Here is a 16,218-nt window from a genome sequence, read left to right on the forward strand (position 1 = left end):
TTTAGTCTTTTCGTAAAACCTGAATTCAAAAATTTAATCAAGCAAAAAAATCTAAAATCGTAAATCTAAAGTCCAATAATGTAGACTGATAAAGTTTTCATCAATCTAAAATCGTAAATCTAAAATCTGAAATCCAATAATGGATATACTAAAATTTATAACGGCAGGTAGTGTTGATGACGGTAAGAGTACGCTTATAGGCAGGTTGCTATATGATAGCGACGCCATACTGGCCGACCAGTTGGAAGCCCTGCATGCATCTAACCGTAAAAATGATGATGGTACCATCGACCTGGCTATTTTAACCGACGGCCTCAAAGCCGAGCGTGAGCAGGGCATCACCATTGATGTGGCCTATAAATACTTCGAGACCGATAAGCGGAAATTTATTATTGCCGATGCTCCAGGTCATATCCAGTATACCCGTAACATGGTTACAGGTGCCAGCAATGCCGATCTGGCTATTATCCTGATTGACGCGCGTAAGGGCGTGGTTGAGCAAACTACGCGTCACTCCTTTTTGGTATCGCTGCTGCAGATCCAGAAAGTGGTTATCGCCATCAATAAAATGGATATGGTAGATTATAGCGAAGATACATTCAACAGTATCGTTGCTGATTATCAAAAGATAGCTGCGAAGTTAGGTATAACAGATGTTACCTTTATCCCGGTGAGCGCGCTCAAGGGCGACAATATTGTTTATCCATCTACTACAATGAGTTGGTATACAGGTGATAATCTATTACAACATTTGGAAACCGTTGAGGTAAACCGCGATAACACAGCTGCTCATGCTCGCCTGCCGGTACAATGGGTGGTGCGCCCGCAAACTGATGAGCTGCATGATTATCGCGGCTATGCCGGCCGTGTAGCCAGCGGTGCTTTTAAGGTGAACGATAAGGTAACTATACTGCCATCGGGCTTTACTTCTACCATATCTAAAATAGAGATGTATGATAAAGAGCCGGCAGAGGCCTTAGCGGGCATGTCGGTAACGGTTCATTTAAAGGATAACATCGATATCAGTCGTGGCGACCTGATCGTGAACAGCGCCGGAGAGCCGCAATTGAGCAGCGCCATTGAAGCCGACCTGTGCTGGATGGATACCCGAGGCTTAGACACTTCGCTAACTTACCTGGTACAACATAACACCAAAACGGTGCGTTGCAAAATACGCGAGATACTTTACAAGGTGAATATCAACACCCTTGAAAAGGATTTTGATGAAGATTTTAAACTGAATGATATAGGCCGTGTGGTCATCAAAACTGCTGAACCCTTGGCTTTTGACCCTTACCAGGAAAACAAAGCGAATGGTGGCGCCATCATCATCGATAGCCGTACCAACGTTACGGTAGGCGCATTAATGCTCAGGCAATCAGCAGAGTAAAAACAATGTTTAAGTTAAACAGGTAAGACGTTTCGCCTGGTGATATTTTCCACCAGTTCGGTTACCCGTTTAATAACATCCGGCGGAGAGATAATTTCTGCCTGGTCGCCGAACATTAAAAACCAGCGGGCAATATAACCGGGCGATGTGGTTAAAAATGTCATCTCTACCTGGTCGCCCGCGTCAACTTCAGATACAAAGCCGTTATAGTATTTCTGCTCGTTAATGTAGGGCAGCATCTTTTTGTCAACCCGTATGATGATGGTTTCCAGATGATGCTCGGAAGCAGTTTGCGCAATATAATCCTTCAATAAAGGGTGCTTGCCTTCAAATTTACTATCAGTAATATTTAATTCTCTGATCCTGTCGAGCCGGAAATCACGGTAATCGCTGCGCAAACGGCAATAAGCGATAAGGTGCCAGTAACTATCCAGGTAAAAAATGCCAACGGGTTCTATTTCACGCCTGCTGTAGGTTTGCATATACCCGGCCAGGTATTCAATACAAAGCACACTTTTGTTAATGATGCCGTTAAGAATGGTTTGGATATGATCCTGATTGTCTATTTGCCGCTGCGATCTACTTTTTAATACCTCGATGCTACCTTCCATGGTATCCAGCAGGTCTTTTTCAGCGGTTTTCAATATCGCCCTTATTTTATACATGGCCGACCGGTGGTGGGCCGTAGTGGAAACATCCGTTAATTTTTCTACAAATTTTTCGGCCGTTAAAAAGGCTGTTGCTTCTTCACGCGTAAACATAATGGGCGGCAAACGGTACCCATCAACCAGTGAGTAGCCAATACCGGCTTCGCCAATTACCGGCACACCAGCTTCTTCCAGTGTGCGTATGTCACGGTATACGGTTCTAAGGCTTATTCCAAAGCGCGAGGCAATATCCCCGGCCTTTACCACTCTGCGCGATTGCAATTGTATAAGTATAGCCGAAATACGATCAATACGGTTCATGCCTCAAATTAAGCAAAAAACTAACTACCTTAGTAAAAATCTTAAATACCTATGGCAAGCGATACCGACGATAAGATAATCACCTTTGAGCGTTATTATGACCCAATGCTGGCGCATATTGTGCGTACCCGCCTGGAAGATAACGGTATACCCTGTTTTATTGCTGATGATAACGTGATTGCCGCCAACCCGCTTTTAAATACTGCCGTTGGGGGCATTAAGCTCAAAATATTTGAACGCGACCTGGAACGTTGCCGCGAAATACTTGCAGGTGAGCCTGACCTGCATGAACAAGACCATGTGGAAACAGATGAACACGACCAGGCCGTAGTTTGCCCCTATTGCGCCTCTACCAATGTAACTCATCTGCAACAGGACGGAGGCGGCTCTGGCTTGCTGTCTGCATTAACCAGTATGTTCACATTTAAAGGTCCGGAACAGTGGCATTGCAACAATTGCCAGCAGAATTTTGATTAAGCGTTTTAAACCCAATTATTCGTGTAGAGGAATTAGCTATAAACAATAATTGTATAAAAACTGATACATTAGCGCTACTCTATTGGCTATTGTTATATTTAACGTCATGTTTAACCGCCGTAAATTTTTAAAACTTTCTGCCGCAACCGCTTCTGTAGCTGCTATTTCAAGATCTGTTAAAGCAAAAAGCATAGATGCACCAGTACCCACTAATTACCCCATAGTCATTTCTACCTGGGATTTTGGCGTAGCTGCCAATAAGGAAGCATGGAAAGTTTTACAAAAAGGCGGCCGGGCGGTTGATGCCGTTGAGGCGGGTGTGCGCGTACCTGAAGCCGACATGCATAACCATACGGTTGGCCGTGCAGGTTACCCCGACAGGGATGGCCACGTGACGCTTGATGCGTGCATTATGGATGAGTATGGTAACTGCGGTTCTGTAGCAGCTATAGAAAACATCGCGCACCCTATTTCTGTAGCCCGTTTAGTGATGGATAAAACACCTCACGTAATGTTGGTTGGCGATGGCGCCCGACAGTTTGCCATTGAACAGGGTTTTAAAGCCGAAGAACTATTAACGGATGAATCACGCAAAGCCTGGAAAGAATGGCTTAAAACAGCCAAGTATTCGCCGGTAATGAATATCGAAAACAAGCAACGTACGCAGGGCAGCAAGTACAACCACGATACCATAGGTATGCTGGCGCTTGATGCCAAAGGAAATATCAGCGGTGCCTGTACTACCAGCGGCATGGCGTTTAAAATGCATGGCCGTGTAGGCGACAGCCCTATTATTGGTGCCGGCTTATATGTTGATAACGAAGTTGGTGGCGCTACCTCTACCGGCGTTGGTGAGGAGGTGATACGTAATGTGGGTAGTTTCCTGGTGGTTGAACTAATGCGCCAGGGCTATTCGCCTGAGAATGCCTGCAAAGAAGCCGTACAACGTATTATTAAAAAGAAGCCCGAAATAGCCAAACAGATACAGGTAGGTTTCCTGGCCATCAATAAAAAAGGCGAATATGGTGCTTATGCATTACAAGATGGCTTTTCATATGCCGTGTGCGACCAAAACAAACAGGACCTGCTTGTTCCCGGTAAGTTTTTTTACAAAGACGCTAACCATAAATAAACAACAGCTACAAATAGCTCACTAAAACTTATTTGATACTAATGAGTTTTAAATGCTTGTTGCCTTATTTTCTCTATGATTTCTGAACAATCTCAACATATCAAACTCGAAGTATGCGCCAACTCGGCAACGTCAGCCATAGCGGCTCAGGAAGGCGGCGCCATTCGTGTTGAACTTTGTGAAAATCTTGCTGAAGGAGGCACTACTCCATCCATTGGGCAGATATTACTGGCCCGCAAGCATTTGAACATCCAGCTTTATGTGCTTATACGTCCCCGTCGAGGAGATTTTTTGTATAGCGACCTGGAGTTTGAGATCATGAAGGCGGATATTATCAGTTGCGCTGATGTAGGTTGCGATGGTGTGGTAATTGGCATGCTTAAACCTGACGGTAGTATTGATAAAGAACGCTGTAAGCAACTGGTTGATTTGGCCACCCAGCGTGGCTTAGGCGTAACCTTCCACCGTGCGTTTGACATGTGTAATGATCAGTTGCGGGCTTTAGAGGATATTATTGACATAGGCTGCGAGCGTATACTCACTTCGGGTGGAAAAACAACGGCTATGGAAGGTGCTACGCACCTGGCCAGCCTAGTTGATAACGCCGCCGGCCGTATCACTATTATGGCGGGTAGCGGTATTACTGAAAGTAACGTGGCCCACCTGGTTCATTTCACCAAAGTTACCGAAGTACACTCATCAGCCAGAAGCAGCAAAAAAAGCGGCATGCAATATAAAAATGATCATATTTTAATGAGCGTTGGTATGGCAGATGAATTTAGCCTCGATTTTACAGACGCCGATAAGGTGAGACGTATATTGGCTGAAGCTAATAAATAGCCTTACACCAATAGTTTAAAATATCGTTACCGGCAAAACAACCTCAACCCTGTTACGCCCGGTGCCTCCAAAAATATCAGCATCAAGTAATCGGCTGTAACGTATGCCGAAAGATACCGCGCCCTGGTTGAACCAGCGGGTATCAAAGAAAATAGCGCCACCAGCCGACCTGAAATCGCCTTTGAACTTAACACCGCTTACAAATAAGTTATCAGCCGTGGCGTGTGTATAGTCGAAAAACAAATTGCCGCGTAAACGCAAAAAGTATATAATGTTACCCAACCCGGCATCCGGGTAAGCCAAAGGAAAATGATAGTTGGCAGCTATGCGCTGCATGCGGTCGAGGCTTTCCGCCGTATAACCGTATGAGAACGGAAAATCATTAGAGAAGCCTATCGTGTTATTTTTACCTTTTTGTTGATAGGCGCCGCTGATCACGAGGCTATGGTTTATAGACATCCCGGGCAGATAAAGTGAGCCAACCGCCAATAACTGCGATGCCTCCTTACCCCGCAGAGCTGTTTTGTAGTTAACCGTTAAACTTTGTGCAAAGCGGGGATTAATTTGCTGACGTGCCTGCTGTATCTGGTGGCTAAAGTTAAACGTATTGCTCACGTAGGTATAATCGCCATCTTTAAACATGCTACGATAGGCTTGCTGAAAGGTGTTACGGCTATAATTGATACTGCTTCCTACAGAAAAACGTGTATAATCTTTCCCTGCACTTAAATTAAATGGCAATTGCAGGCCCGCCTGTAATGTGGTTTCATTATAGTAAATACTATTGCCTTTATAAAATCCACGACGGTCTATGATATAACTTCCCCCTGCAGAAATATAGGGAAATAAGCCTCCGTAAGTAGCCTCGTACCCTATTTGCTTGTAGCCCTCATCGCGGTTGTAGTTAAACAGCAGGCTGGATTGCAGCGTGTTCAATATATTCTGCCCGGCAAGTTCAAGTGAATAGTTGGGGTCGTTAATGGTTGGGAATATGCTATGAAAGTTGAACAAGCCATGCGCTTTGCTGTATTTTGTCTCTGCAAACTGCTGCGGTTTCGCATCATTAAGAAAATGGCTTGCGCTATCCCTTTCAAGTGCCGCAATGCCCATATCAGAGGGCTTAACGCTCAATGGTGTTGCAATTAGCTTAATACTATCTAAGGCTGTTTGCTTTACCTGGTACCCGTTTGCTGTGAATGTGGTAAAAGCCATCCTGGCATTAGATAAGTTCGGTTGGTAGTATCCTATCAAACCTTTTGGAGCTCCCGCTATGCTAAACACTTGCCGGGTTTTAATATTTATAGCAAAAAGCTCATCGTTTTTGCCATTGGTTTTACTGAAATATACGGTATCACCTTTAACCTGCGGAAACGCAACCGGCTCGTAACTGAATGGCAATAGATAGGTGTTGCTGCCGGTTTTTGTATCTATCATAGCAAGGCTCATCTCACCCTTGTTGTTTCGTACAGCGGCTATGATCTGGCCTGCACCGTAAAATTTAGGGTAGGTATAAAACAGGTGGTCAGGGTTTGGAATGCCGGTGAGCAGTTTGCCACTTTGTGCATCAAGCAAATATAACTTGCTTAGTCCCGTTGCAGGTACATCTACAGCAACTATGGTTTTGTTATCACCGCTGAATGACGGTGCAAAGTATTTGGTTTTCCGTGTAAGTAAACGTTCTTTACCGGTTGCGACATTTAAAACGCGCAATTCCCCATAGTTTCGATACCCCCAACGCAGATCGGGCCGGTAAGAACTGTATACTATTTCACCATTTCCGTAATTAAAATAGTTGTCATTGGTTACGCTTTCTACAGCGATCGACCTTTCTTTCCTACCCTCCCGGATCACAAACATTGGTATATGGTTGTATGCAGTACGCAGGTAGACCAAAGTGCTATCATTCACATAAGCCGGATACTCTTCATCAGCCACAAAGTGTTTGCTTTTTAATTTTACCCGTGCGTCATCTTTATATTCTTCCTTAAAATAATCAAGGGCACTATTGCGATACCCGGTATAGTTTTGTCCCGAATACTTTTTGATTGCTCCTTGCAATGGATAAAAAACTCCTTTGAAAGCCGCTGCATCATGTGTAACATTTTTCCAGAACACATCACCATATTTTTCGCGCCCGTAAGCTACCATCATGTAACCCAACGGATAATGATTGGGCGTAAAATCGAGGTATGAGCCGTTGCGAAGCTTCATCCAGCTATAATCCTTCCCGGCCGCCCAAAGTGAACGATAGCCATTAAAGAAATATGGCAGCCTGCCCCTGCCCTGGTTGCTTACCAGCGTTTCATTAAACACGGCATCGCCTTCAAAGAACCAGTCAGGCACCGTCATGGCGTTGCCCAGGGCTTGCCCGCCTTCGCCAAATACCACCCGAAGCACCCGCGAGAAGCCTACATTAAAATTATTGTATTGCTGCACGTGTCTAAACTCATGTATGGCCAGTTGCTGCCACCAGGGCAGGCTGCCAACATCAAAACTATTTTGCGATGGTGTTAAGTAAAATTCGCTCCGGAAAGGCGCTAATCCCACGTACGCGTTTGATACCGTGGTTTGGTTCTGCAGCACAATGTTTACCTGCCTTTGCTTAAAACCAATGGTCGGCTTTATCAGGTTGTTCATCTGCATAATGGTAGCCGCCACATGCTGTGCCACACTATCCATCCCTTGTGAAAATATCACCCGCGTTTCAGGAGTTTTTATTTGCTTCCATTTGATGGATGGCGGGTTACCGCCAAATTGTTGCGCTTTGGCAAACGTGACAGTTAACAATAACAGGGGCAGCAATAATCGCTTCATCAAATGGTGAAAGTAATAATTTGCTATTTATTTTTAGTTGAGTCGATCTTTAAGGATTGATAATTTATATAAATACACTATCAGTAGTCTATACATGGATACAAAAAATATAAAAGAACCTATAATGAATAGTACAAAAGCTGGCACCAATAATGTTAACTCGTTTTCAATTGAATCTGGTGAAAGTTTGACTTCCTTTTGAAAAATAGTCATATAATATAAAAATGCAGACAATAGTAAAGTCACGCCGGCCATAACACAATTACCAGCTATGCTAACAAGGGTTTCTGAATTTTCTTTGTCATTGTTTCTGTCTAAAGCGGTGCTCCAACTGAATATAACGCTGGCTAAAGAAAATTGTGCAACTACACCATAAGTTATTAATTTTTGCACATCTATGACAGTTTTCGTAAAAAAGTAAGTTGTAAACTTCGCAAAATTTCCGCCTACTATGGATATCAAGACAACACCTATTATCGAAAAGAAAATTTTGAAATATCGGATTCTAAAAATTATCGAAAATGTCAATTTTAATATAGACCAAACTCCTTTTAATCCCTTTTTTATTTGAATCATGATTTTAAATATAAATAGAAATTTCAATATCGTCTAAAATCGTAAATCCGAAATCCAAATGACACTCCTTGCCCTAAAACTAAGTACATTTGCCCTGTAAAATTTTACCATGGCTAAAGTTTCTATTAACCTGGCAACGGGTTCTATACAAAAAGAAGATATTATTGTAGGCATTGATTTGGGTACTACCAATTCGCTGGTCGCATTTATCGACCCGGATAAAAACCCTCGTGTGATAAACGACGCGGGTAAGGGCGTGTTGGTACCATCGGTGGTGCATTTTAGCCCTACGGGCGATATTACGGTTGGTAACGAAGCCAAAGAATTCCTGATCAACGATCCGCAGAACACCATATTTTCTGTTAAACGTTTACTGGGCCGTTCTTATGCCGATGTAAAAGATTATCAAAGTTTTTTCAGCTATAAAGTGATAGATGATGATACCGAAAGCCTGGTAAAAATCAAGGTAGGTGATAAGTTTTATACCCCTATCGAGCTATCCGGCCTGATATTAAAAGAACTAAAAGAGCGTGCCGAGCACGCGCTAAAAACAAACGTTACCCGTGCGGTGATAACCGTCCCGGCATATTTTAACGATTCGCAACGCCAGGCAACCCGCGATGCAGGTAAACTGGCCGGGCTGGATGTATTACGCATTGTTAACGAACCTACCGCTGCAAGTTTAGCTTACGGACTGGGCTTAAACCCCGAAGAAACTAAAACCATTGCCGTGTATGACCTGGGCGGTGGTACTTTTGACGTTTCCATCTTACAGATACAGAATGGCATCTTCGAGGTGCTGTCTACCAATGGTGATACCTTCCTGGGTGGCGATGATTTTGACCGCGCTATTGCCGATTACTGGATCGAGAAAAACAACCTCGATAAAACTGAACTGGCTAATAACCGTGAACTAACTCAGGCCCTCCGCTTAAAGGCTGAAGAAGCTAAAAAAGCGTTCTCTCACCAAAGTGTATTTAATGAGCAGTTGGGCGATATCTGGTGTACGATTGACCGCAATACTTTTGAAGAACTCATCCTTCTGAAAGTAAAACAAACCATTACCAGTTGCCAAAACGCGCTTAAAGATGCTAAACTTACTGTTGCTGATATTGACGAAGTGGTTATGGTAGGTGGCAGCACGCGTACAGCTTTGGTAAAGAAAATGGTATCGGAGTTTTTTGATCGTAATGTGCACGATGACTTAAACCCAGATGAAGTAGTTGCGCTTGGTGCAGCCATACAAGCCGATGTTTTAGCAGGTAACCGCAGCGATATTTTGCTGTTGGATGTTACGCCGCTCTCGTTAGGTATTGAAACCATGGGTGGTTTGATGGATACCATTATTCCGCGCAACTCAAAAATCCCTACCAAAGCGGGCCGTCAATACACCACCTCTAAAGATGGCCAGGTTAATATGAAAATTGCTGTTTACCAGGGCGAGCGCGACCTGATCAAAGAAAACCGAAAACTGGCAGAATTTGAGTTGAAGGGTATACCTGCAATGCCTGCAGGTTTCCCGAAGGTTGATATTAACTTTATCCTAAATGCCGATGGTATACTTAAAGTACAGGCCATTGAGCTTAGGAGTGGCGTTAAACAGGAAGTGGAAGTTAAACCGGCTTACGGCATTACCGATGACCTGGTTGAGCAAATGCTAATGGACAGCATTACCAACGCCAAAGATGATGTTAACGCCCGCATGCTGATCGAAGCCAAGACCGAAGCGGAGCAGATGATCTACACCGTTGAGCGTTTCCTCGAAAAGAACGGCCAGCTATTATCTGAACAGGAAACTAACGACACCAAACAATACACTGAAGCCCTGAAGGCTGCCCTATCATCAGGCGACAAAGACCTTATCCACGCTAAAATTGATGAGCTGAATAACCTTACCCGCCCATTTGCAGAACGGGTTATGGATGTGGCTATCGCGACGGCTATGAAAGGTAAGAGTATTGATGGTGCGGAAGAATAACCTTTAGTATATCCCAGAAGCTTTTTTGCTGACAGAAAAAAACAACCTGTCATTCTGAGCGATAGCGAAGAATTTAATGTACGTTATACAAGTCGTAGATCAGATGCTTCGCTATCGCTCAGCATGACAGGAGTATATCATGTAGCAACGAAGCACCTTTCTTTTCAAATTCCTTCAAAACTCATCCAATTAAAATGCGTTATTTGTAGCAATCTATAAACTAAAGCACTTGAAAAACATCTTAAAATTTGCCGCAACCATATGCTGTGCGGCTCTATCATTTACCGCATCAGCACAAACAACCCAGCCGGATAGCACGCTTAAGGCGGCTAAACTCGATACCGCACGATACGACTCTTTAATGGTTCATTTGGCAAACGGCGATAAAACAGGTAAATGGCCCGTGAAAAACGCGCCTTACCCCAAGCCCGGCGCTATTTTACCATTTTACAGGGTAGTAGCTTATTATGGCAACATGTATTCTAAAAATATGGGCGTGCTTGGCCAGTATGAACCATCTGTGATGAGGGATAAACTAAAAGCCGAACTCAAAAACTGGGAAGCCGCGGATCCCAAGATTCCGGCTAAACCGGCCCTGCACTACATATGTGTGACCGCCCAGGCTGATGCCGGAAGTAACGGCTTGCATAACCTGCGCATGCCCTTTAGCCAGATAGACAAAGTGATTGAGATGGCTAAGCCACTTAATGCCCTGGTTTTTCTGGATATACAGGTTGGCTACAGCACCGTACAGAAAGAACTGCCTTTGTTAGAGAAATATCTAAAAATGCCCAATGTACATTTCGGCATCGACCCCGAATTTTCTATGAAGGAAGGCAGTGTACCAGGTAAACGTATAGGCACTTTTGACGCGGATGATATTAACTATGTAACCAAATACCTAAGCAAACTTTGCGACAAGTACAACCTTCCGCCTAAAATATTTGTGGTGCACCGCTTTACTAAGCGTATGGTAACCAACTACAAAAACATTAAGTTAGACAGCAATATCCAATTTGTAATGGATATGGATGGCTGGGGTGGCCCTGATTTGAAGAAAGGTACATACAAGTATTTTGTTGCCGCTGAACCCGTACAGTTTACGGGCTTTAAGCTTTTTTATAAAAACGACATTAAAAAGGCGCCAAACAGAATGCTGACACCTAAAGAAGTATTGAGCCTGCAACCCGCTCCCATTTATATCCAGTACCAATAGCTAAATAATAAAAAATCCCCTTTCGGGGATTTTTTATTATTACTTAGTTACTTCATTAATAGCTTCCTGTTCCTTTAGGGCAGCGATGTTGTTTTTGTCGCTAAACTCTTCTGTTTGACTGGCAAAATCATCTAATATGCTGCTAATGGTATCCAGGTTGTCTGATACACGCTGGTGCATATCAGGCAGGTCTTTTTCTAATCGTTTGTTACCAAGGTCAAGGTTATCTACCTCTATCTTGGTGATCTTTTGTATCAACGCCTGATTACTGTTCTTAAGATCTTCCAACTCGTGAACGATCTTTTCCATCAATTCAAACTTTTTTAACTTATCCATACGTATCTGTCTTTAAATATGGTTAGTATAGCCAATACAATGCCAATTGCGTGTAAGTGGTAAATAAAAATGAAAAAGCAGACAGCTCGCCCGTCCGCTTTTTCTGAGAAAAACTAAATTATACCTAAAGAAAATAGAGTCATGTATTGTAATTGATCAATAATCGGTGTATCTGCTTATTTGCCGCTTAGCAGTCCATCCAGCGTAACTGAGGCGTAGTAAATGCCGCCTATAGTAGGCCCTCCGGCATACTGTATGTATCGTTTATTAAATACATTGCTTGCACCTAATTTAAACGTAGCATAGTAAACGGGTACCCGCAGTGTTACCTGTGCATCAACCGTGTGTATTGCCGGTACAGTGCCTGTTACCAGAGGGCTTTCCCATAAATATGCCCGCTGCCATTTGTACACCACGTTGAAACCGAAATTTTTAACTACTTCACGGTTACCGAAAGAGAAATTACCACTCCACTCAGGTGTATTGAAACCGGTAACAAAAATATCTGATGCCTGCTGCGCTTTCAGCTTATTGAAACTTACGTTGCCCGATACAGTATAGCGTTTATAGAAATTATAGGTTAACCCGGCCGATGAACCGTAATTGTGATATACGTTTTTGGCATTCGTATACACACGGTACCGGCTTTGCCCCTGGCTGGCCGCGTTATTAGCGGTAGCGGTTGTTGGGTCGCGGTTAATGTCGAGCATGGCTAAAACCGCTGCATCAGTACCTACTGTGGTGCCGTTAGGTACAAAAACCTGCACCTGGCCTAAAAAGCCATCATAACGGTTGGCGTAGGCATCTATATCAAAAAACACCTTGTTATCTAAGAAAATACCTTTATAACCTACTTCATAGGATGTTATTTGTTCAGGCCGGGCTTTTGGCAAGTCGGCCACCTGCAAAAGACTTCTGTTCTTTAAAGCTGTAGCATCGTCGCCTGTCGCAGATTGCGCCTTAACCGCGGCATTAAAAGCCGTAACAGATTGTTGCGTGTAGCTGTTGTTTAGATAGCCTAAACCATCGTTAATAAATTCGAGGCTGCCAACGCGCTTAACGCGCCCATTATTTACATATGATAAAGCCTCAAATAACGACGGGAAGCGATATCCGTTCTGGAACGTAAATCTGAAATTGTGATTGGTATTTGGCGAGTAAACCGCGGCCAGCCTCGGTGTAAACTTCGGATCGAAGTAGGGGTTGTAATCCCATCGTACTGAACCGAATAACTTGAGCTTTTCCTCAAAAAAGGTCTTGGTTACTTGTGTAAATGCTCCGTATTTCTTATAGATCACATTATTACCAAAGCTGCCATCGGCAAGCGGCTTGTTACGGTCGGCAATAGAGCGAGTGAAATCTACAAAGTTGTTTCCATCGGGAATAATGGAGTACACGCGTACATCTCCGCCCACAAGGAGATCCACAAACTTCACTTTTTTACTAAGATCCCATTGTGCGTCGGCATTATACATGTGGCTTTTTTGCAATAAAGCCGCGCCGCCTGTTACCGGTGCATCAGGAATAAGGCTTGATTTAATATCCCAGTTATTAATGCCGATAATGGTTTTGCGCAGGGCATCAAAAGCCGGGGTGCCGGGCTCCACCCTCCCGGCATCAGCGGCGGTGCGCGCTGCCTGTGTGGCAGCGGCAAGGTTAGCAGAGGTCAGTCCACCATTGGCATTAGCATAAGCCGTTAACGCGTTTTTGTAAGTTGTAGCCCATACGCTGTTGCTGGCATGGTTCAAATCAAGATTATCTGCAAGCGGCTTTACGTTAAAAGAATTACCTGTATTTTCAATCGACTCATACGCCCTCGCCAAAAAATCAGTCCCTTTTAACTCCAGTTTATGGTTTTGTACCGTAGCGCCATTTAACGATATTTTATTACCCCGCTGAAAAACGCCGTCCATACGGCCATAACGGTAGGTATAAGATAACTGCAGGTCAGGCGTAAATTTATAGGCCAGCGTTCCGTCGAGTTTAAGGTTGGTTACCTTAGGGTCAACCAGGTCCACCTCGTTATACCCGGTACGGGCCACGGTAAGGTTAGGCCTTGCAACCCCATTTACAGTAATACCTTTAATAGATACGGTGTTGCTGCCGGCAAGCGCGTCGTCGCCGTATTTGTTCCAGCCATCATATGCCGCGTTGTTTGCACCTGTTAATTCCGGATAAGCAGGGTTTGCTGTTTTAAGGTTACCTGGGTTTTGGTCTATACGGGTATTCGATTGCCAGTCGGTACCGGTTAGGTAACTGGCATTAACCTTAAATGCAAACTTGTTGTTCCAGGCCTTTGCGTAACGTATAGCTGTTTCGTTGATGGTGCTGGGGTCCAAACCAATACCGTCTACATGATTCACTCCCGTGCGGTGATAAAAGCTCAATCCCTGTGTTTTAAAAGGATCTTTGGTAAATAAGTTAGATAACCCGTTGATAGCGTTGGTACCATATAGCGCGGCAGCGGCGCCCGGCGTTATCTCCAGGCTGGCGATATCCAACTCAGTTGGGCCTATGGCATTACCCAGCGGCACGCCCAGGGTTGCCGATTGCATATCCACACCATCAACCAGTTGCATAAACCTGAAATTATTGGGGCTGTTAAACCCGCGTGTGTTAGGCACTTTAAGCGTGATGCTGGTGGTGGTCATTTGTACGCCCTTCACATTCTCCAGCGCATCATAAAAGCTGGGGCCCGGCGATTGCTTTAAAGCGGTTATGCTCAGTTTTTCAATAGCTACGGGTGACCTCAATAGCTTTTCCTCCCGGCGCGAAGCGGTTACTACCACCTCGTTAATTAATAATGATTGCGTAGTTAGCTGAATGTTTACCGCGCTGCCTGCATTACGGATAACAAACTCCTGCGCCTGATAGCCAACAGCGCTAAATTTTAATGTAAAAGGGAATTTGGCGTTAGTGGTTAAGGAAAAACGGCCGGCACTATCTGTTGAAGTACTGTATTGAGTACCTTTAACCGTTACTGTTGCAGCTACAAGAGGCTGGCCATGATCGTCTTTTACGGCACCGCTCAATACATAACTGCCATTGAGTTGTGCCACGGCAGCCATCGGTGCAAATGATATAATAAGTATAGTAAGTTTGAGTAAACTTTTAAAAGATTTCATGAATTGGGTTGGGGTATATGTGTATGAAAGTGATATGGTTAATTGCCGTGTGTAAAATCAACGACAGCAACAACAGGCAACCGGGAGCTGCATGGTTCTTTTAAAGTTCAATGAAAAGGAGTAAAATTTATACATTGTCTATAGAATTACTCGACAAAAATATAATTTGTTTTAATCCTGACAAAAAAATTATGAAAAATCAGGTTTTTAAAGTTTAAGACACAAGGTTTTACGTGTTTAACAGCATAATTTGCTATAATTGTCTACTAAAATTATATACATTAATGTCCTTCCCCTACCGCCGTATCATTGTAAAAATTGGATCGAATGTAATTACACAGGCTGATGGCCTGCCTGATCATGCACGTTTGGCACACCTGGTTGACCAGATCGCCGAGATAAAAAAGCAAGGGATTGAAGTGATCCTCGTATCATCAGGCGCGGTGGCTTCGGGGCGAAGCATGATCAAAATAACTGAAAAGGCCGACGCGGTAGCAGCCAGACAATTGCTGGCATCTGTTGGCCAGGTAAAGCTTATTAATACCTACTCTGCCTTATTTGAACGCCACCAGATAATATGTTCGCAGGTACTGGTAACTAAAGAAGATTTCAGGGACAGGACGCATTATTTGAATATGCGCAACTGCATGGAGATCTTACTCCAACACCAGGTAATACCAATAATTAATGAGAACGATGTAGTATCGGTAACGGAGCTGATGTTCACAGATAATGACGAGTTGGCGGGCCTTATCGCTTCTATGCTGAACGCGCAGGCATTAATTGTGCTCACCAACGTAAATGGTATTTACAACGGCGACCCTAAATTACCGGGTGTATCTGTTATTACAGAAGTAAAGAATGGCAACCTCAATTTCGCCTCATTTGTAAGTGCCGGCAAATCGCAGTTTGGCCGTGGAGGCATGATCACTAAATCAACCATTGCACAAAAAGTAGCTAAGCTGGGTATCGCCGTTCACATAGCCAATGGTACTCACAATAACATCCTTACAGATGTGCTGGAGAACAAGGTGGAACATACGCGCTTTGTGCCCGCGAAACTCGCGTCGGGTAAAAAGAAATGGATAGCACATTCCGGAACGATGGCTAAGGGTATAGTGCAGATCAACGATGGCGCTAAACAAGCGCTTACAGGAACCAGGGCAACAAGTTTACTGCCCGTTGGTATTACCAGCGTTCTGGAAGAATTTAAGAAAGGCGAGATCATCAAAATAATTGACCAGGATATGCAACCGATAGGTTGGGGACTGGCAGAATATGGTGCTGAAAAAGCCCGTGAAACCGCGGGCCAAAAGAACCAGCGCCCTTTGGTACATTACAACTATTTATACTTACAGGTTTAACC

Annotated in this window: 12 protein-coding genes; 7 read left to right on the top strand and 5 right to left on the bottom strand. The window is 43.9% G+C overall.

The annotated features are described in order from the left end of the window. Window positions 1-139: 139 nt before the first annotated feature. The gene (locus tag CKK33_RS13970; RefSeq protein WP_095704694.1) at window positions 140-1,390 is read left to right on the top strand and encodes a sulfate adenylyltransferase subunit 1; all 1,251 of its coding nucleotides are present in this window, start codon (window positions 140-142) and stop codon (window positions 1,388-1,390) included. A gap of 14 nt (window positions 1,391-1,404) precedes the next feature. Here CKK33_RS13970 and CKK33_RS13975 read toward each other — a convergent pair whose 3' ends face one another. Continuing rightward, on the bottom strand, window positions 1,405-2,358 hold the full coding sequence (locus tag CKK33_RS13975) for a YafY family protein (RefSeq protein ID WP_095704695.1): 954 nt from the start codon (window positions 2,356-2,358) through the stop codon (window positions 1,405-1,407). 51 nt (window positions 2,359-2,409) lie between these two features. On the opposite strand from CKK33_RS13975, the gene CKK33_RS13980 reads away from it, so the two are divergent. From CKK33_RS13980 to CKK33_RS13990, 3 genes are all read left to right on the top strand, one after another. After that, the gene (locus CKK33_RS13980) at window positions 2,410-2,835 is read left to right on the top strand and encodes a DUF2007 domain-containing protein (RefSeq protein WP_095704696.1); all 426 of its coding nucleotides are present in this window, start codon (window positions 2,410-2,412) and stop codon (window positions 2,833-2,835) included. Between the two features lie 106 nt (window positions 2,836-2,941). After that, window positions 2,942-3,967: a N(4)-(beta-N-acetylglucosaminyl)-L-asparaginase gene (locus CKK33_RS13985; protein ID WP_095704697.1), complete on the top strand. Its 1,026-nt coding sequence runs from the start codon at window positions 2,942-2,944 to the stop codon at window positions 3,965-3,967. A 75-nt stretch (window positions 3,968-4,042) separates the two neighbouring features. Next, the gene (locus CKK33_RS13990) at window positions 4,043-4,807 is read left to right on the top strand and encodes a copper homeostasis protein CutC (RefSeq protein WP_095704698.1); all 765 of its coding nucleotides are present in this window, start codon (window positions 4,043-4,045) and stop codon (window positions 4,805-4,807) included. 15 nt (window positions 4,808-4,822) lie between these two features. On the opposite strand, the gene CKK33_RS13995 is transcribed toward CKK33_RS13990, so the two are convergent. After that, window positions 4,823-7,621, bottom strand: coding sequence for a hypothetical protein (locus CKK33_RS13995; protein ID WP_095704699.1), 2,799 nt, complete (start codon window positions 7,619-7,621; stop codon window positions 4,823-4,825). A 33-nt stretch (window positions 7,622-7,654) separates the two neighbouring features. Continuing rightward, on the bottom strand, window positions 7,655-8,197 hold the full coding sequence (locus CKK33_RS14000) for a hypothetical protein (RefSeq protein WP_095704700.1): 543 nt from the start codon (window positions 8,195-8,197) through the stop codon (window positions 7,655-7,657). Between the two features lie 109 nt (window positions 8,198-8,306). Between CKK33_RS14000 and hscA the strand changes: the two genes are divergently transcribed. After that, the gene (gene hscA / locus CKK33_RS14005) at window positions 8,307-10,175 is read left to right on the top strand and encodes a Fe-S protein assembly chaperone HscA (protein WP_095704701.1); all 1,869 of its coding nucleotides are present in this window, start codon (window positions 8,307-8,309) and stop codon (window positions 10,173-10,175) included. A 229-nt stretch (window positions 10,176-10,404) separates the two neighbouring features. After that, complete coding sequence (locus CKK33_RS14010) at window positions 10,405-11,391, top strand: hypothetical protein (protein ID WP_233138219.1); 987 nt, start codon at window positions 10,405-10,407, stop codon at window positions 11,389-11,391. A 39-nt stretch (window positions 11,392-11,430) separates the two neighbouring features. Here the strand turns inward: CKK33_RS14010 and CKK33_RS14015 are convergent, their stop codons facing one another. Then, window positions 11,431-11,727, bottom strand: a complete 297-nt coding sequence (locus CKK33_RS14015; RefSeq protein ID WP_095704703.1) for a hypothetical protein — start codon at window positions 11,725-11,727, stop codon at window positions 11,431-11,433. Window positions 11,728-11,903: 176 nt separating this feature from the next. Then, window positions 11,904-14,852, bottom strand: a complete 2,949-nt coding sequence (locus tag CKK33_RS14020; protein WP_233138220.1) for a TonB-dependent receptor domain-containing protein — start codon at window positions 14,850-14,852, stop codon at window positions 11,904-11,906. Window positions 14,853-15,136: 284 nt separating this feature from the next. Between CKK33_RS14020 and proB the strand changes: the two genes are divergently transcribed. Continuing rightward, window positions 15,137-16,216: a glutamate 5-kinase gene (proB, locus tag CKK33_RS14025; protein WP_095704705.1), complete on the top strand. Its 1,080-nt coding sequence runs from the start codon at window positions 15,137-15,139 to the stop codon at window positions 16,214-16,216. Window positions 16,217-16,218 lie beyond the last annotated feature (2 nt).

Origin of the sequence: Mucilaginibacter sp. MD40 (assembly GCF_002288635.1) — a bacterium.
Taxonomy (GTDB): domain Bacteria; phylum Bacteroidota; class Bacteroidia; order Sphingobacteriales; family Sphingobacteriaceae; genus Mucilaginibacter.